Origin of the sequence: Providencia sp. PROV209 (assembly GCF_028479485.1) — a bacterium.
GTDB lineage: Bacteria > Pseudomonadota > Gammaproteobacteria > Enterobacterales > Enterobacteriaceae > Providencia > Providencia alcalifaciens.
Genome location: NZ_JAMPNR010000014.1, coordinates 34,447 through 53,062, shown reverse-complemented (window position 1 = coordinate 53,062; position 18,616 = coordinate 34,447). Strand labels below are relative to the sequence as shown.

Here is an 18,616-nt window from a genome sequence, read left to right as displayed (position 1 = left end):
TCTGCAATTAATTTCAAAGAAATTATTCTTCAATTTTTACCGCAAACCCATTAAAAATGCTTGACACCAGTGATTCGGCACCATTCATCTTTCTCTGCAACTGGGTCAATATTGAAGTCTGCACGATACGCGTCAGCCACGCTTTCAGCTTGACTCGCTAACACGCCAGAGAGACCTAAATGACCCCCGACTCGAGGTAATACACTGATCATTGGTGCAAGCTCACGTAATGGACCTGCAAGGATGTTAGCAACGACGACATCTGCTTGAAGGTCTTGGGGTTGGTCTTTCGGTAAATAGAGCGACAAACGCTCTGAGACGCCGTTACGCTCTGCATTATCGCGGCTAGCAAGGATAGCTTGTGGATCGATGTCGATCCCAATAGCGTGTGCGGCACCTAATTTCAATGCAGCAATAGCTAAGATCCCAGATCCGCAACCGAAGTCGATTACTGTTTTACCTTCAAGATCTAATCCGTCTAGCCACTCTAAGCATAAAGAGGTTGTTGGGTGGGTGCCCGTACCGAATGCCAATCCTGGATCTAACATAACATTCACCGCGGTTGGATCGGGCACATCACGCCAGCTTGGGCAGATCCATAAGCGTTGACCGAAACGCATTGGGTGGAAGTTATCCATCCATTCACGTTCCCAATCTTTGTCTTCAATTTGTTCGATTTTATGAACAAAGCCAGGTGCTAACAGTGGGCTATTTTCTAACTGGGCGATCACCAGTTTCATGTCAGTTTCAGCGTCATACAAGCCAATGACGTCAGTATCTCCCCAAAGGCGAGTTTCCCCCGGCAGTGGTTCGAAAACAGGGGTATCATGGCTATCTTGAAATGTGACAGAGACTGATCCCGTTTCCATTAATTCATCGCCAAGCGCTTCTGCATCTTTTGCGTTTGAGTTTAGTCTGATTTGTATCCAAGGCATTGTTTTTTCTCTTCTAGGATGCTCGTCATTCTTCACGCCATAGCGTTGTTGGCAGCGCTCGCTAACCCTAGTCACATACTTGTGTATGCTCCTAGGGATTAGCTCGTTTGCCGCCTAGCTATGACGCGAATTATTTAGAGCACTAAAATGGTTTGCTATGTTTCACGTCAATATTGAGAACATTGCATTTGTTCATTTACATTAGGTAAAGCCAAAATCAATGAGTGCTAGTTACCTGTTCGTTTGGTGCCGATTGTACTGGATTTTTGCCAAAAAGATTACCGATCAAAAAGGCAATTAAGCTGAGGATCAGCGATGGGACAATCGCGTGAAAGCCCATAATTTCAATCTTAAATGACGCAAAAATAGCGTAACAGACTCCACCCACAATCATTCCACTTAGCGCCCCAGTACCATTGGCTTTTTCCCAATAAAGTCCAAGAACCAGCGGCCACAGGAATACGGCCTCTAACCCACCAAAAGCTAGCAAGTTCAACCAGATAATCATTTGTGGTGGATTCCATGCTGCAATCAGCAGTAACGCGCCTAAAATCAAGGTTGAGAAGCTGGAGATTCGTGCTAACTTTTTCTCATTCTTAATCTGTTGAGGAGCTGCATTGAGGTAGATATCTTTCACGATCGTCGCCGAAGATTGCAGTAATTGGGCGTTAATGGTGGACATAATGGCTGCCATTGGCGCCGCAAGGAAAATTCCCGCCGCGAACGGAGGAAGCACCTGTACCATTAGGGTAGGAATAACTTGGTCTGGGATGGTTAAATCAGGTAACACCGCACGCCCTAAGGCGCCAGCAAAGTGCATACCAAACATCAAGATAGCCATCACAATCGTCCCAATAATGATTCCCTTATGGACGGCTTTACTGTCTTTATAAGAGATACAACGTACGGCGGTGTGTGGTAAACCAATCACACCAAAGCACACTAATACCCAAAATGATGCGAGGAAGGGACCACTGAGAATATCGTCAGCACCTTCTGGTGAAACCAGTTTAGGATCGATGGCATGCATTTTTTCTATGGCAGCCGGCAAACCTCCCGCGTGATAGATAATTGCAACCAGCAGGATGACGGTACCTAATAGCATGACGAGCCCTTGCAAGGCATCGTTAAGGACGCTCGCCCGAAAACCACCGATAGCGGTATACAGTGCGATAGAGACACCAAAAATGAGTAGTCCGTATGTGTAGGGAATGCCTGCCGCAGTTTCAAGTAATCGAGCACCGCCGATAAATTGCACGGTCATTGCGCCAAAGAACGCGACTAATAAACTGACACTTGCAAACCAAACTAAAAAACGGCTTTGGTAGCGGGCGTACAGCATGTCGTTAAGGGTAACGGCATTATAGCGTCGTGCGAGGATTGCGAATTTTTTGCCAAGTACACCCAAAGATAGCCAAATGGCAGGCAGTTGGATCATGGCAAGGAGTACCCAGCCTAATCCATATTTGTAGGCGGCTCCGGGTCCCCCAATGAAGGAACTGGCGCTGATATAGGTCGCCGTGATCGTCATTGCTAAGACAAAGCCGCCCATAGAGCGATTGCCGAGGAAATACTCGTTAAGAAACTCGCCTTTCGTGCGTTTTTTATAAGCGTAGAGCGAAAGGAGAAAAACGAGGAGCAGATAGCCAACTAGGGGCAGAAGTACTTCAGTCTGCATCTTTCTCCTCCAGAGGGATATCTTTGAATACGAGTTTTACCATCATGATACATAGCACAATAAAGATGATAGGGAGAATCAGACATGACCACTCAAACCACAACGGTAGTCCTGTAACACCAAGAGTATTACTGGGTAGATAGGCGCAGAGTAACCAACCTAGCAAATAGGCAATCGTCAGATATAACGCCCAACGAGCTTCCCTGTTTGATTGAAGAAAACGTTTGTCCATTCGTTTTTCCTCCTCATGTTGACAAAAATAATCGGGGGATTGTACGACAATCTGAGTGGGGAGTGTTAAAAATAGCATAATAAAACCGATAATCTGGTTATTTATAGGCAAAAAAATACCGGAAAAAGGCTTTCCGGTATTTGTTTTGGATGATGAAAATATCGACTATTCAGCTTATTATTCTTGAATACCGAGTTTTTTCTCCAAATAGTGGATGTTGGTTCCACCTTTGGCAAAGTTTTCATCATTCATGATCATCTGTTGTAATTCGATGTTGGTTTTAATTCCATCGATGATTAATTCGTTCAACGCGTTTTTCATACGAGCAATCGCGATGTCACGAGTTTCACCATAAGTAATTAATTTACCAATCATTGAGTCATAGTACGGAGGAACAGAGTAGCCTGCGTAAATATGAGATTCCCAACGAACACCGAAGCCACCCGGAGAGTGGAAACGCGTGATTTTACCTGGGCTAGGCAGGAATGTATGCGGGTCTTCTGCGTTGATACGACACTCAATCGCATGACCGTGAACATTAATTTGATCCTGAGTCACCGATAATGGTAAACCAGATGCCACACGCAGCTGTTCTTTGATTAAGTCAACGCCGGTGATCATTTCTGTCACTGGGTGCTCAACCTGAATACGGGTGTTCATTTCGATGAAATAGAATTCGCCGTTTTCAAATAAGAACTCAAAAGTACCTGCGCCACGATAACCGATTTCAATACACGCATTTGCACAGCGTTCACCGATATGACGGCGAATTTCAGGGGTAATTCCTGGCGCTGGTGCTTCTTCAACCACTTTTTGGTGGCGGCGTTGCATTGAACAGTCACGTTCCGCTAAATAAATAGCATGACCCTGACCATCTGCCATCACTTGGATTTCAACGTGACGAGGGTTTTCAAGGAATTTCTCCATGTAAACCATATCGTTGTTGAATGCAGCTTTTGCTTCTGCTCGGGTCAGGTTAATGGAAGATTCTAAATCTTTTTCATTACGGACCACTCGCATACCACGACCACCACCACCACCAGATGCTTTGATGATAACTGGGAAGCCGATGCGTTTAGCAATTGCTTTGTTCTTTTCAGTATCGTTGCCTAATGGACCATCAGAACCCGGTACACAAGGAACGCCTGCTTTTTTCATCGCGCTAATCGCAGAAACCTTGTCACCCATTAGGCGGATGGTTTCAGCTTTTGGCCCGATAAAAATGAAGCCTGATTGTTCTACTTGCTCTGCAAAGTCAGCGTTTTCAGACAGGAAACCGTAGCCTGGGTGAATCGCTTGTGCGCCTGTGATTTCAGCCGCAGCAATGATCGCAGGGATGTTCAAGTAGCTTTTTGCCGATGCGGCAGGACCAATACAAATAGTTTCGTCTGCCAGCAATACGTGTTTTAAATCTCTATCTGCCGTGGAGTGAACCGCAACAGTTTTGATGCCGAGTTCTTTACATGCACGCAGAATACGCAGTGCAATTTCTCCACGGTTTGCGATAACAATTTTTTCCAGCATGGAAACGCCTCGTTATTCGATGACAACTAATGGCTCGTCAAATTCTATTGCATCACCGTTTTGCAACAAAATAGCTTTAACAACACCAGCTTTATCTGCTTCGATTTGGTTCATCATTTTCATCGCTTCAACGATGCAAAGAGGATCGCCAACTTTGACTGTTTGACCAACTTCAACAAATGGTTTTGCTTCTGGGCTTGGAGAGCGGTAGAAGGTACCAACCATTGGTGAGCGAACTTGGTGACCAGAAACTGCCGCAGGTGCTGCTGGAGCTGCTGCTTCTTGTGCTGGAGCAACCGCGTTAGCTAATGCAGGTTGTTGAGCAACTGGTGCTGAGTAGAACTGTTGAGGTGCAGCCATCATTTGAGATGCTGGTGATACACGACTGATACGTACTGACTCTTCACCTTCAGAAATTTCCAGTTCAGAAATGCCAGACTCTTCAACAAGCTCGATCAGCTTTTTAATTTTACGAATATCCATGGATATGATTCCGTACTCTTATAATTGGATTGAATTAATTAGTTGCACACGGTTTACCGCGGCTTGTAATGCAAAACTGTAACCCTCAGCACCAAGACCACAAATAACTCCACTGGATATATCGGAGAAATAGGAGTGATGGCGAAAGGATTCTCTAGCATAAATATTAGACAAGTGGATCTCAATAAATGGGATACTCACCGCTAATAGCGCATCACGCAGAGCAACACTTGTATGCGTGAATGCGGCCGGGTTGATTAGGATATAATCAACATTACCTTGTGCTGCATGAATTCTATCAATAAGTTCATGCTCTGCATTTGACTGAAAATGGCTCAGTTTCACCCCTAGCTTTTCTGCTTCTTGCATCAGGTTCGATACAATGTCAGAAAGCGACCGCGCTCCATATTTCTCAGGTTCTCTAGAACCTAGCATATTTAAGTTCGGTCCGTTAAGGAGCAAAATATGAGTATATTCTGTCATTGTGTTGCTAACTCCGACGATATGTCAATAATCCGACAACATAACGCGATGTTGACGGTTTGTCATCTTTTATCATAAAAATAAATAGATTTTTGACTGACAAGGAAGAGCATTATAATTATTTCGTCGCATATAGCAGCAAAATACTGGTCTTATCAGAGAAATTACCCGAATTTATTTTAGAAATTGTGCCGTAATCCACATTGTGGCAGCACAATGATGGATATTGATGATTTAATTTTGAAGGTTTACTAGGGTACGCCCAGTGACTTCATTTTTTAAGAGTTTTTTTGCATATTCCACACACTCTTCTAAGGATATCTCTCTGCTGACTTGTCCATAAAACGTGTCAGGCAAGAGTTGTGCTAATCGTTCCCACACTTTTGAGCGTTTAGCTGCAGGGTAGTAAACCGAATCGACTCCTTGTAGACGAACATTGCGTAAAATGAATGGCATAACGGTTGTTGGTAGAGTGAATCCGCCAGCAAGTCCACATGCTGCTACAGCTCCATTATAGTTCACTTGTGCTAAAATATTGGCGAGCACGTCACCACCAACGGTGTCGATTGCACCCGCCCAACGTTGTTTATCTAATGGCTTCGCGGGATGCGTAAATTCACTGCGTGGAAGCACACTCTTTGCGCCAATTTGCAGCAAATAGTCATGATTTTCTTCTCGCCCTGAAATAGCGACAACGTGGTAGCCTAATAAAGACAGTAGTTGAGTGGCAATACTTCCGACTCCACCACTGGCACCACTGACCAGAATGTCGCCACTTTCAGGGGTAATGCCTGCCTCTTCAAGCGCGTTGACACAGAGCATCGCGGTAAATCCTGCGGTACCAATAACCATGGCGTGTTTCAGTGATAATGATTCAGGAAGAGGCGTTAAATAATCAGCGGGGACTTTTGCTTGGGTGGCAAGTCCCCCCCAATGGGTTTCTCCCACTCCCCAGCCGGTGAGTAAAACATGTTGACCAATATGGAAACGGGGATCTTCACTGTGATGAACAATGCCTGAAAAATCAATACCTGGGACCATGGGATATTGACGGACAACCCCCGCCTTTCCATTAATTGCGAGCGCATCTTTATAGTTAATTGTCGACCAGTGAATATCGATGATGACATCACCCTTAGGTAGTGACTCTGGAGAAACTTGATGAATTTCAGGAACGATTTTATCGTCTTGTTGCTGTAAAACGAGCGCTTTCATGACCCACCCCTAATTTATGATTAAATAAGTGTTTTTTTAATTTACACATAGGTAAAATCGTTTTCATTGACACCAGAATGGTTTTCACACTATTACTTATGTAATTAATTTGTAAAAATGCATTTTTTTCTGGCATAACTAGGCTTTTATCATGCAAAATGTCCTACTATGACTAATACATCAGCGTGTCGACATCGTTATAGCTTAATTTTAAGTTGATAATAGAATTAGCGACATTTAAGTTCACTTATTTTGTTGTTAAAAAGCTAGATGTATAGCAATAATTAAAATATAAAAATTTTATTTGAACTTGTAGACGTAATCGCTTGTCACACTGGGAAGAACGCAAAGATGGAGTATATAACAACCAGAAGGTTGTCCATTTTTTGTGCGCAAATGATGAACAGATTCATGTGCGTATGAATTAAGGGTAATTTTCGGGGTTTTTATCTGCTTCGTTTTGTTATAGAAGCATGTACGATTTTAGTATGTGAAAATAGATGAATTAACCATATTTATGAAGTGATTGATTTACGCCTTGAGGCAGCTTCAAGTGGTTGGTAGAGTAGACGGGTTTTTATTCGTCCCCAGCTTGCAGGATAATCCTTTCGTTATGTTTAAAAAATTTCGTGGCATGTTTTCTAATGACCTGTCGATTGACTTGGGTACGGCCAATACCCTCATTTATGTCAAAGGACAAGGCGTCAAATTAAATGAACCCTCTGTAGTTGCAATTCGTCAGGATCGCGCAGGCTCGCCAAAAAGCGTCGCGGCGGTTGGTGGTGAAGCAAAACAGATGCTGGGGCGTACACCGGGTAACATTTCTGCAATTCGACCAATGAAAGATGGTGTTATTGCTGACTTTTTCTTAACTGAAAAAATGTTACAACACTTTATTAAGCAAGTTCACAGTAACAGCTTCTTGCGTCCAAGCCCTCGCGTTTTAGTCTGTGTCCCTGTTGGTGCAACTCAAGTTGAGCGTAAAGCTATCCGTGAATCTGCATTAAGCGCAGGCGCACGTGAAGTATTTTTAATTGAAGAGCCTATGGCTGCGGCAATCGGTGCGGGTTTACCTGTCTCTGAAGCAACGGGTTCGATGGTTGTCGATATCGGTGGTGGCACCACTGAAGTGGCTGTTATCTCCCTGAACGGTGTTGTTTACTCTTCTTCTGTACGTATTGGTGGTGACCGTTTTGACGAGTCAATTATCAACTATGTACGCCGTAATTATGGTTCCTTAATTGGTGAAGCAACGGCTGAGCGCATTAAGCATGGTATCGGCTCTGCTTTCCCAACAGATGAAGTTTATGAAATTGAAGTGCGTGGTCGTAACTTGGCAGAAGGTGTGCCACGCGGATTCAAAATGAACTCCAACGAAATTTTAGAAGCATTACAAGAGCCTTTAACAGGTATTGTTAGCGCGGTAATGTTAGCGTTAGAACAGTGCCCACCAGAATTAGCGTCTGATATTTCAGAGCGCGGTATGGTATTAACAGGCGGTGGTGCTCTCCTGCGTAATTTAGATCGTTTATTAATGGAAGAGACTGGTATTCCGGTCATCGTTGCTGAAGATCCTTTAACCTGCGTTGCTCGTGGTGGCGGTAAAGCGTTAGAGATGATTGACATGCACGGTGGTGACCTGTTTAGCGAAGACTAAATCACGCCATAAGCAACTGGGGGTTTTAGCTCCAGTTGCTTTGACTATTTTTTTATTCTCCGACCATTAGCGAAACTTAGCCATACATGAAGCCAATTTTTAGGCGAGGTCCTTCCCTACAGTTACGCATTTTTATTGCAGTGATAATTGCATTGGTGCTGGTGGTGATTGACCATCGTTTCGAGCCTTTCAATAAAATCCGTAATTATTTAGACACGGCGGTTAGCCCATTCTATTTTTTAGCTAACGGACCTCGTCAGTTCCTCGATAATATCTCTGAAACCCTTTCAACGCGGGATCAACTCCAATTTGAGAATAAAGCCCTGCGCCAAGAGATATTGTTAAAAAAAGCAGATAACTTACTGCTTGAGCAGCTGAAACAAGAAAACGCCCGTCTGCGAGAGCTTTTAGGTTCCCCATTACGCCAAGACGAACACATGATGGTAACGCAGGTTATCTCAGGTGCGAACACACCTTATCGTGATCAAGTGGTCATTGATAAAGGAAGTAATGATGGTGTCTATGAAGGTCAGCCTGTCATTAGTGATAAAGGTGTGGTTGGGCAAGTGGTGGGAATCAGCAACTTTAATAGCCGCGTTTTATTAATTTGCGATACCGCTCATGCGTTACCGGTGCAAGTTTTACGTAATGATATTCGCGTTATCGCTGCCGGTTCTGGTTGTGCGGATGATTTACAGTTAGAGCCATTACCCGGAAATACAGATATTCGCGTTGGCGATGTACTAGTGACATCGGGGCTTGGCGGGCGATTCCCTGAAGGGTATCCCGTTGCGGTGGTTTCTGCGGTGAAGCATGATACTCAGCGTGCATATACCATCATTTCAGCTAGACCAAGCGCAGAATTACAGCGTCTACGCTATTTACTCCTATTGTGGGGTAATGAAAATGATCCTAAAACTGCGTTACAGCCATCTGATGTTTACCGAGCGGCGAATGAGCGTTTAATGAAAGTGTTGCCGCAGGTGTTACCAACGCCGAGTGAAATTCAAGGACCGCCATTGCCATCGTCCATGCAACCAGAACAAACTCAGCCACAGCCATAAGATTGGATGAGAGAGACTGTATGATGAAGATGGGAGGGGATCATAATGGATGAGTACCGTGGTAATGGGCGCATCATTATTTGGTTATCTTTTTTTATCGCACTGATTTTACAGGTCATGCCTTGGCCTGAACAATTGGCGTTTTATCGACCAACATGGTTGCTGTTGATTTTGATTTACTGGGTGATGGCATTACCACACCGAGTCAGTGTTGGCACTAGCTTTCTCTTAGGGATTATCGTCGATTCTATTCAAGGCTCGGCACTGGGCGTTCATGCCTTATCATTCAGCATCATTTGTTATCTCGTGGCTTATAAGCACCAACTCCTGCGTAATATGGCACTTTGGCAGCAATCCTTGATTATTGTTGCGCTAACGGTGGTGCAAGATCTTGCTGTTTTCTGGGCTGAATTCCTTTCCTCGCAAGTCTTATTCCACCCTCAAGTATTCTGGAATAGTTTGGTGAATGGTATTCTGTGGCCGTGGCTATTTTTACTGTTACGAAAGATTCGCCGTCAATTTTCAGTATGTTAAGATTATGGCTGTTAATAATAACGGGAATAACAATTTATGAGCTTAATTTATCTTGCATCAGGTTCACCGAGACGACGTGAATTAGTCCAACTCTTAGGTTATTCCTTTGAAATTTTGCGTCCAGAAGTGGAAGAAAAATGGCAAGAAGGGGAGTCGCCTCAAGCCTATGTGCAGCGCTTGGCGCGAGATAAATCACGAGCAGGTGTGGCTATTGCACCCGCGAATCACCCTGTTCTTGGCGCAGATACGATAGTGGTTCTCGAGGGTAAAATATTGGAAAAACCACGAGACGCTGCCCATGCTCAGCAAATCCTCAGTGACCTTTCAGGTAAAACACATCAGGTAATGACCGCCATTGCGGTGTCGAATACGGATGAGACGTTAACCTCATTGATTACGACAGATGTGACATTCCGCGAGTTATCTTTGCTGGAAATACAGGATTATATACAATCGGGTGAGCCGATGGATAAAGCGGGCGCTTACGGTATCCAAGGTTTGGGTGGGCGTTTTATCCGACGTATCAATGGTAGCTACCATGCGGTAGTGGGCTTACCATTGGTCGAAACAGAAGAATTAATACAACGATTTTTAGCGTTAGGTGATGGTAAGGGGAATTCATGACTACGGAACTATTAGTAAACGTAACACCATCTGAAACGCGCGTCGCTTACATTGATGGTGGGATCTTACAAGAAATACATGTCGAACGAGAGGCGAAAAGAGGACTGGTAGGGAATATTTACAAAGGTCGCGTGAGCCGCGTTTTACCCGGTATGCAGGCGGCCTTTGTTGATATTGGCCTTGATAAAGCAGCCTTTTTACACGCCTCTGACATTATGCCTCACACTGAATGTATCGCAGGTGATGAGCAAAAAAATTTCCATGTGAGAGACATTGCCGAACTGGTAAAACAAGGGCAAGACCTAATCGTTCAAGTTGTTAAAGACCCGCTAGGCACAAAAGGCGCGCGTCTGACTACGGATATTACTTTACCTTCTCGCTACTTAGTTTTTATGCCGGGAGCTTCTCATGTAGGTGTTTCTCAACGTATTGATAGTGAAGAAGAAAGAGAGCGCTTAAAAGAGTGTGTTGCTCAATATTGTGACGAAAACGGTGGGTTTATCATTCGCACCGCCGCAGAAGGTGTGGCAGAAGAGGATGTTAAACAAGATGCCGCATTTTTAAAGCGCTTATGGGCGAAAGTGATTGAACGTAAAAAGCGTAATGTCACACGCACTAAAATCTACGGCGAGCTTTCACTGGCTTACCGAATTATTCGTGATTTTGCGGGAGCATCATTAGACCGTATTCGTGTCGATTCTCGTTTGACTTACTCTCAGCTTGAAGAGTTTATTGCGGAATACGTGCCAGAAATGACGGCAAAACTTGAACTCTACCAAGGGAATCAGCCCATTTTTGATCTATTCGATGTGGAAAATGAAATTCAGCGGGCGATGGACAGAAAGGTTGAGTTAAAATCAGGGGGATACCTGATTATCGACCAAACTGAGGCGATGACCACCATTGATATCAATACTGGGGCGTTTGTTGGTCACCGTAATTTAGAAGAAACTATCTTTAATACCAACGTCGAAGCCACCCAAGCCATTGCGCGTCAATTACGATTAAGAAACCTCGGTGGCATTATTATCATCGATTTTATTGATATGTCTGATGCGGAGCATCGCCGTCGCGTGCTTGCGTCGCTTGAGCAAGCATTGAGTAAAGATAAAGTAAAAACCACCATTAATGGCTTCTCTCAGCTAGGATTAGTGGAGATGACGCGTAAAAGAACCCGTGAAAGTTTGGAGCATGTCCTGTGTGATACTTGCCCAACTTGCCAAGGTCGTGGCACGGTAAAATCCGTTGAAACGGTGTGCTATGAAATTTTACGTGAAATTGTCAGAGTTCATCGGACAATTGATGCAGATAGATTCTTAGTTTACGCTTCACAAGCCGTGGTAGATGTGCTGACAGGAGATGAATCTCACGCATTAGCGGAAGTTGAAATCTTTGTAGGGAAACAAGTTAAAGTGCAGACTGAGCCGTTATATAGCCAAGAACGCTTTGATGTCGTCATGATGTAGCATTTTGCTTGAAGGAGAAACTGGTGAAACGACTGCCACGCGTAGTTCTCGTGACAACCGCTGCTGTATTGTTGCTGTGTGCGTTGGTACTCACCAGTTTGCGTTTTCTATTACCTAATATTGATAATTATCGCCAAGAAATTATCACTTATGTTGAAAATCACCACGATATCTCACTGAACATCGGTAAAATCGAAGGGGCTTGGCGCTATTATGGTCCAGAGCTCATCATTTCTGATGTCGCCATTGAAAATCCGATAACAGATATTCAAGTCAACAAAGTCACCATTGAGTTAGATATTTGGAATTCCCTATTATCTCTGCGGTGGCGTTTTCGTGATCTGACTTTTTATCAACTCAATGTGAATTATAAAGTTCCGCTCAGCTTTGATGGCTCAGAAGAAACCGCCAGCTATGATGGTGTGGATGATCTCTTCTTACGGCAATTTGACCACTTTATTTTAAAAGACAGTCAGTTGACCTTCTTAACGCCATCAGACCAAACAATGACGTTACTGTTGCCGGAACTCTCTTGGCTAAATCAAGATACCCGCCATCGTGCTCAGGGCTTTGTGAGTCTTGAGACGCTAAATAAACAAAATAGTTATCTACAAGTAAAGTTGGATGTGTCGGATAAAAACGGCGTGCTCAGCGATGGAATTTTCTATGTGCAGGCTGATAACATTGATATGCAGCCTTGGCTCAGTAAATGGTTACGCGATAACACGGGGTTACGCGACGCCAACTTTAGTTTGTCTTCATGGATTTCACTCAAGAATAATCGTATTGATAACGGTCTTATTCAGCTGCGCCAAGGTGAAGCGAACTGGGGGGAAGATACCCTTGCTCAAAACCTACAAGTGAATGATTTGCTAGTTCGTATGAAGCGCCAAGGTAACGGCTGGCTGTTCAATATCCCAGAGCTCGATACATTGAAAACTAATGAGTATATCTGGCCTCAAGGTAGTGTTTCAGTCTTGTATTTACCCTCATCTGCAAAATATCAAAATAAAGATCATTGGCGCATTCGAGCAAAAAATATTGAATTAGAACGCTTGAGTGAAGTGTTACCGACATTCTCATTTGTAACCCCCGAATTGGTTCAAGATTGGCAGCATCGTCAGCCGACGGGGTTAGTCACAGAATTTGCTTTAGACTTTACGCAAGATACGGAAGAACATACGCAGATCAGTATGGATTGGCAGGATGTTAGCTGGAAAAAATGGAAAGAACTGCCATCCGTTAACCATTTTTCGGGCGTGCTAGTTGGGGGTGACCAAGAAGGTGTTCTCTCGTTTATGCTCAAAGATAGTACGGTGGATTACCGTGATGAATTTAAAGCCCCCTTTGAAATTGACCGCGCTAACGGTAAATTAAATTGGGTCAACAACAGTAGCGAATTCAAATTGTGGAGCTCAGGCATTGATTTACAAGCCAAAGCGGTCAGGGCAAATGGTGACTTTAGCTATGCGAAAGCGAAGCAGCATAATATTGCCGATTTAGCTATTTTGGCGGGGATCAGTACCGATAATGCAGGAGAAGCTTGGCGCTATTTCCCACAAAAATTGATGGGGCAAGCGCTGGCAGATTACCTCACAAAAGCGATTATTGCGGGGCATGTAGATAATGCAACGTTAGTCTATAAAGGCGACCCAGCCCATTACCCTTACTATAAAAATGATGGGCAATTCCAAGTCTACGTACCGTTACGTGATGGCACATTCGAATACGATGACCAATGGCCAGCCTTACTGGATTTAAACATCGACTTAGACTTTAGCCGAGCCAGTTTGGCGATGCATGCTGATTCGGTGAAGTTAGGGGATGCAACGGCAGAAAATCTCGATGCCGTGATCCATGACTATTTTGATGAAATGTTGTATATCGATGCCGGTGTTAGTGGTACGGGCAAGCAAATTCAACAATATTTTACCCAGACACCGTTAAAGAATTCCCTTGGCGGTACCCTTGATGAGCTACAAATTGATGGCACGGTAACGGGAAAACTGAATCTCGCTATCCCATTATCAGCAGGGAAAGACGTGGTGGCAAAAGGGCAAGTTAATCTCAACAAGAATACTATTTTTGTCCGTCCTATCGACAGTACCCTACATGGACTTACAGGAAGTTTTAAGTTCACCAATGGGGATTTAGTGAGTGATAACATCACAGGTCAATGGTTAGGGCAGCCTGTTTCTTTGGATTTCACGACACTGACGGGACCAAAAGATTATTTGGTGGATATTAATTTAGGCGGAAATTGGGAATTGAATCAAATTCCAATGTTGCCAAATGATATTAAAGGAAAAGTGTCAGGTTTGAGTGATTGGAAAAGCCAAATTCATATCACGTTGCCTGAATCATCGAAGCAAGCAACAGGGCTGCAGATTGATATTACAGCGGGGCTCAATAAGTTAAAAAGCCAATTACCGGCGCTGGATACGGCATTACTGCAACAGCTCAGTAAAATAAATGTTCAAGCGAAAGGCACTACAGCGCAGTTGACCGTCAGTGGTGATATTGGTCAGCGCCTTGGATTTAATTCTCAGTGGTTGCTATCGAGTACGCCCTTACAACTGCAAAAAGCCCATATCGCGCCATGGAGTAATCAGCCGCCAATATTACCAAATGGTTCGTCAATCTTAGTGGACTTGCCTGCGGTAGAGGATGTGAATTGGGAAAAACTGGCAAGTGGATTTTTATCTTCGTCGGCTAGCTCACATGTGGGGGAAATTAGTTACCCTGACACGCTTGAAGTTAAAGCCCCCTCGGTTTATCTGGCAGGACAACACTGGAAAGACTTAAGTTTTTCCTACGACCTGTACCGTGATGAGCAGCAAATCAATGTTGATAGCACCAATTTAAAAGGACAATTACAGATATGGAAGCAGCGACCATGGGCGCTGAATATTGAATATCTGTATTACAACCCTGAAGGTTCATTGACGCCAACTGAAGCGAGTTTAAAATCGGAGACATTTGATTTCAGCCAATGGCCTAGAGTGAATATTCACTGTGCGGAATGCTGGGTGAGTGGGCAAAAATTGGGTGAAATTACGGCAAAAATTACCCCCGAAGGACAGCATACTTTGAAATTAACCGCAGGTTCACTGAAAAACAGTGCCGGTGAGTTAAAGCTGGATGCGCTATGGCACAGTAATAACGGAAATAAAACGGAGATAGCGGGTTCATTAACGGGAGAAGCTTTTGATGAAACCGCCGCTTATTTTGGTGTCTTAGTGCCTATTATTGATTCCCCGTATTCCATTGAATTTGACCTTAACTGGGGGCTCGTGCCTTGGGAACCTGATTTAGCCACGCTCAATGGTAAAATGTCGATGAACCTAGGTAAAGGCGCCATCGCTCATATGGGAGGCGGTCGTGCTGGGCAGCTGTTACGTTTAGTCAGTTTTGATGCATTATTGCGTAAACTTCAATTAGACTTCCGCGATACGTTTAGTAATGACTTTAACTTTGACTCAATCAAAGGCGATGCGGTGATTAATCAAGGTATTCTAACCTCGAAGAACCTCAATATTGACGGACTCGTCGCAGATATTGCCTTGAATGGGGAAATTGACCTCGTTAAACGCCAAATTAATGCCGAAGCGGTTATTACCCCGGAAATATCTGCTACAGTAGGTGTAGCCACCGCATTTGTGATTAACCCATTTGCGGGAGCGGCAGTATTTGCCGCATCGAAAGTCCTTGGTCCGTTGTGGAGTAAAATTTCGGTTATTCGTTATCGCGTGAGCGGCAGTTTAGATGAACCGAAAATTGATGAAGTACTACGTCAGCTTAAGGAGACTCAAGAGTAATGAAAACGGGTAATGTTGCACTTTTGCAGTTATGTAGCGGTAAGAATACTAAACACAACTTGGCACAGATCGAGCAGCAAATTAAACAGTTGCCTGATACCGTGCAGTTAGTACTTACTCCTGAAAATGCATTACTATTTGCTGATGCTGCAACCTATCGTAAACAGGCTGAAGCAGAAGGAACTGGCCCATTACAAGACGCAATCCGCGCAATGGCTATCCGCTACAATGTGTGGATCCTCATTGGATCAATGCCATTGATTAGTCGTGAAGATCCTGAACGTATTACAAGCAGCAGCTTACTGTTTGATGCGAAAGGTAATATTACTGCGCGTTACGATAAAATTCATATGTTCGACGTGAACATTGAAGATGAACAAGGCGAGTATAACGAATCCGTTATTTATCAACGCGGTGAGTATCTTACCGTGGTTGATACCCCTGTTGGTCGCTTAGGGCTGACCATTTGTTATGATTTACGTTTTCCAGGCTTATTCCAAGCCTTGCGTGAACAAGGTGCTGAAATTATTTCGGTACCTGCAGCATTCACTCGTTACACTGGGCAAGCGCACTGGGAGCCTCTGTTAAGAGCGCGTGCGATTGAAAACCAGTGCTACGTTTTAGCACCTGCACAAGTTGGTGTACACGGTACTCGCCGAACATGGGGACACACTTTAGCCGTTGATGGCTGGGGTAAGGTCATGAAAAAGAATGTTGATGCCGTTTCCGCGTTGGTGGTGAATGTCCAAACAGACAGCTTAAATGTGATGCGTGAACAGATCCGAGTGGTAAAACATAACCGCTTTAGACCACAACTGACATCATTGATTAAAAAACAAACCAAATAAGAGTAATAAATATGAGTTTAGCTTCTGTCAGCGAACATTTGCTGGCTGCCAACGGTCTTAGTCAAGATAATCTGTATGATATTTTAGGGCTGCTATCTGAGCGCCGTGTTGATTATGGGGATCTCTTCTTTCAGTCTAGCTACCATGAGTCATGGGTTTTAGAAGACCGAATTATTAAAGATGGCTCCTACAATATTGACCAAGGAGTTGGGGTTCGTGCAATTACAGGAGAAAAAACAGGTTTTGCATACGCAGACCAAATTTCTCTGTTAGCGCTGACGCAGAGTGCGACCGCTGCCCGTAGTATCGTGACTGAACAAGGCTCTGGTAAGTCACAAATTTTAACGAACGTTGACTACAAAAAACTCTATTCAGACGCGGACCCTCTGCGTAGTTTACCGCGCGAACAGAAAATTGAATTACTGCATCGCGTTGACCAAGTAGCTCGTGCGGAAGATCCGCGCGTGATTGAAGTCAATGCGAGCCTGACAGGGGTATATGAACAAGTGCTGGTCGCTGCCACTGATGGCACATTAGCGGTGGATATTCGCCCATTAGTGCGTCTTTCGGTGAGTGTTCTCGTAGAACATGATGGTAAACGTGAGCGCGGAGCAAGCGGTGGCGGTGGTCGTTACGGCTATGAATATTTCCTTGAAATTCATCAAGGGCAAGTGCTCGCGGAACAATATGCTCGTGAAGCGGTGCGCATGGCATTGGTTAATTTATCTGCGATTGCAGCGCCAGCGGGTATGATGCCTGTGGTGTTAGGCGCTGGCTGGCCTGGCGTTCTACTTCATGAAGCGGTAGGTCATGGTCTAGAAGGCGACTTTAACCGTCGTGGAACCTCTGTTTTCTCTGGAAAAATGGGCGAGCAAGTTGCCTCTTCACTATGTACCGTGGTGGATGATGGGACGATTGCTGGACGTCGAGGCTCATTGGCGATTGATGATGAAGGTGTTCCGGGTCAATACAATGTGCTCATTGAGAACGGAATCTTGCGTAATTATATTCAAGATAAACATAATGCCCGTTTGATGGGCGTGGCGCCAACCGGTAATGCGCGCCGTGAATCTTACGCGCATTTACCTATGCCACGTATGACAAACACCTATATGTTAGCGGGTGAGTCTACACCAGAAGAGATTATTGCCAGTGTGGAAAAAGGTCTGTATGCACCGAATTTCGGTGGTGGTCAGGTGGATATCACGTCAGGTAAATTTGTCTTTTCAACCTCAGAAGCTTACTTAATTGAAAATGGTAAAATTACGTCCCCAGTAAAAGGGGCCACCTTGATTGGCTCTGGAGTAGAGGCGATGCAGCAAATTTCCATGGTAGGTAATGACCTTGCACTGGATAAAGGTGTGGGCGTTTGTGGCAAAGAAGGGCAAAGCGTGCCAGTAGGTGTTGGTCAACCGACGCTGAAACTCGATAAAATGACCGTGGGTGGCACCGCGTAATCACACGCAAGAGAGTCTTTTTTTATTCGCCCTAGTTACGGATGTGACTGGGGCGATTGTTTATCAACACAGCAAAAATAATTGAGGCGTTATGAACAAACGTATTATTTCTTTGGTGTTAATGGCGATTTTGATTGCAATTAGCCTCTATTTTAAAGGCGGTGAGCAGACTGCGACAGAGCCTTCTATCCCTTCAACACCACCAACAACACAATCAATTCCACCTTCTCGAGAAGCGATAACGCCACAGGAAACACCAAAAACCATTGACCAATTAACGGCTCAAAATAATGTGGTGAGTTTTATGGAGAAATACCAGAAACTCCCCGCATTTTATATGACCAAAAAACAGGCAAGAGAAGCCGGGTGGGATGCTAAAAAAGGTAATCTATGTGAAGTATTACCCGGTAGAGCGATTGGCGGCGATCGTTTTTCTAACCGTGAAAAAGGGTTACCGATTGCAGAAGGGCGCCAATGGTTTGAAGCGGATATCAATTACCGTTGTGGGCATCGTGGTGCAGACCGTTTGCTCTATTCCTCTGATGGGATGATTTTCGTGAGCACGGATCACTATAAAACGTTCCAGCAAGTTAAATAA

Annotated in this window: 16 protein-coding genes; 9 read left to right on the top strand and 7 right to left on the bottom strand. The window is 44.3% G+C overall.

Annotated features, from left to right (window positions below; translation table 11 throughout):
• Positions 1–50: 50 nt before the first annotated feature.
• The 7 genes from prmA to acuI all read right to left on the bottom strand — a co-directional run bounded on the left by prmA (position 51) and on the right by acuI (position 6,550).
• Positions 51–935: a 50S ribosomal protein L11 methyltransferase gene (gene prmA / locus PR795_RS10910; RefSeq protein WP_006662894.1), complete on the bottom strand. Its 885-nt coding sequence runs from the start codon at positions 933–935 to the stop codon at positions 51–53.
• 217 nt (positions 936–1,152) lie between these two features.
• Positions 1,153–2,613, bottom strand: a complete 1,461-nt coding sequence (panF, locus tag PR795_RS10905) for a sodium/pantothenate symporter (protein ID WP_006659066.1) — start codon at positions 2,611–2,613, stop codon at positions 1,153–1,155.
• Positions 2,603–2,845: a YhdT family protein gene (locus tag PR795_RS10900; RefSeq protein WP_006662895.1), complete on the bottom strand. Its 243-nt coding sequence runs from the start codon at positions 2,843–2,845 to the stop codon at positions 2,603–2,605. The genes panF and PR795_RS10900 overlap by 11 nt, the downstream gene beginning before the upstream one ends.
• Before the next feature lie 177 nt (positions 2,846–3,022).
• Entirely contained in the window at positions 3,023–4,369 is a 1,347-nt protein-coding gene (gene accC, locus PR795_RS10895) for an acetyl-CoA carboxylase biotin carboxylase subunit (protein ID WP_006659069.1), read from the bottom strand.
• 12 nt (positions 4,370–4,381) lie between these two features.
• Positions 4,382–4,852, bottom strand: coding sequence for an acetyl-CoA carboxylase biotin carboxyl carrier protein (gene accB, locus PR795_RS10890; protein WP_006659070.1), 471 nt, complete (start codon positions 4,850–4,852; stop codon positions 4,382–4,384).
• A gap of 18 nt (positions 4,853–4,870) precedes the next feature.
• Positions 4,871–5,335, bottom strand: a complete 465-nt coding sequence (aroQ, locus tag PR795_RS10885) for a type II 3-dehydroquinate dehydratase (protein ID WP_181480256.1) — start codon at positions 5,333–5,335, stop codon at positions 4,871–4,873.
• A 234-nt stretch (positions 5,336–5,569) separates the two neighbouring features.
• On the bottom strand, positions 5,570–6,550 hold the full coding sequence (acuI, locus tag PR795_RS10880; RefSeq protein ID WP_006659072.1) for an acrylyl-CoA reductase (NADPH): 981 nt from the start codon (positions 6,548–6,550) through the stop codon (positions 5,570–5,572).
• A gap of 613 nt (positions 6,551–7,163) precedes the next feature.
• On the opposite strand from acuI, the gene PR795_RS10875 reads away from it, so the two are divergent.
• From PR795_RS10875 to PR795_RS10835, 9 genes are all read left to right on the top strand, one after another.
• On the top strand, positions 7,164–8,207 hold the full coding sequence (locus PR795_RS10875) for a rod shape-determining protein (protein ID WP_006662897.1): 1,044 nt from the start codon (positions 7,164–7,166) through the stop codon (positions 8,205–8,207).
• 86 nt (positions 8,208–8,293) lie between these two features.
• Positions 8,294–9,271: a rod shape-determining protein MreC gene (mreC, locus tag PR795_RS10870; protein ID WP_006662898.1), complete on the top strand. Its 978-nt coding sequence runs from the start codon at positions 8,294–8,296 to the stop codon at positions 9,269–9,271.
• A gap of 45 nt (positions 9,272–9,316) precedes the next feature.
• Positions 9,317–9,805: a rod shape-determining protein MreD gene (gene mreD / locus PR795_RS10865; RefSeq protein WP_006659075.1), complete on the top strand. Its 489-nt coding sequence runs from the start codon at positions 9,317–9,319 to the stop codon at positions 9,803–9,805.
• A gap of 36 nt (positions 9,806–9,841) precedes the next feature.
• Positions 9,842–10,429, top strand: a complete 588-nt coding sequence (locus PR795_RS10860) for a Maf family protein (protein WP_006662899.1) — start codon at positions 9,842–9,844, stop codon at positions 10,427–10,429.
• Positions 10,426–11,895: a ribonuclease G gene (gene rng, locus PR795_RS10855; protein ID WP_006659077.1), complete on the top strand. Its 1,470-nt coding sequence runs from the start codon at positions 10,426–10,428 to the stop codon at positions 11,893–11,895. Before PR795_RS10860 ends, rng begins: the two co-directional genes overlap by 4 nt.
• Positions 11,896–11,918: 23 nt before the next feature.
• Positions 11,919–15,713, top strand: a complete 3,795-nt coding sequence (gene yhdP, locus PR795_RS10850) for an AsmA2 domain-containing protein YhdP (protein WP_272516835.1) — start codon at positions 11,919–11,921, stop codon at positions 15,711–15,713.
• A complete protein-coding gene (gene nit1, locus PR795_RS10845) occupies positions 15,713–16,561 on the top strand; it encodes a deaminated glutathione amidase (protein ID WP_006659079.1) in 849 nt (282 codons plus the stop codon). The genes yhdP and nit1 overlap by 1 nt, the downstream gene beginning before the upstream one ends.
• Before the next feature lie 11 nt (positions 16,562–16,572).
• Complete coding sequence (gene tldD / locus PR795_RS10840) at positions 16,573–18,018, top strand: metalloprotease TldD (protein WP_006662901.1); 1,446 nt, start codon at positions 16,573–16,575, stop codon at positions 18,016–18,018.
• 91 nt (positions 18,019–18,109) lie between these two features.
• On the top strand, positions 18,110–18,616 hold the full coding sequence (locus tag PR795_RS10835) for a ribonuclease domain-containing protein (RefSeq protein ID WP_006659081.1): 507 nt from the start codon (positions 18,110–18,112) through the stop codon (positions 18,614–18,616).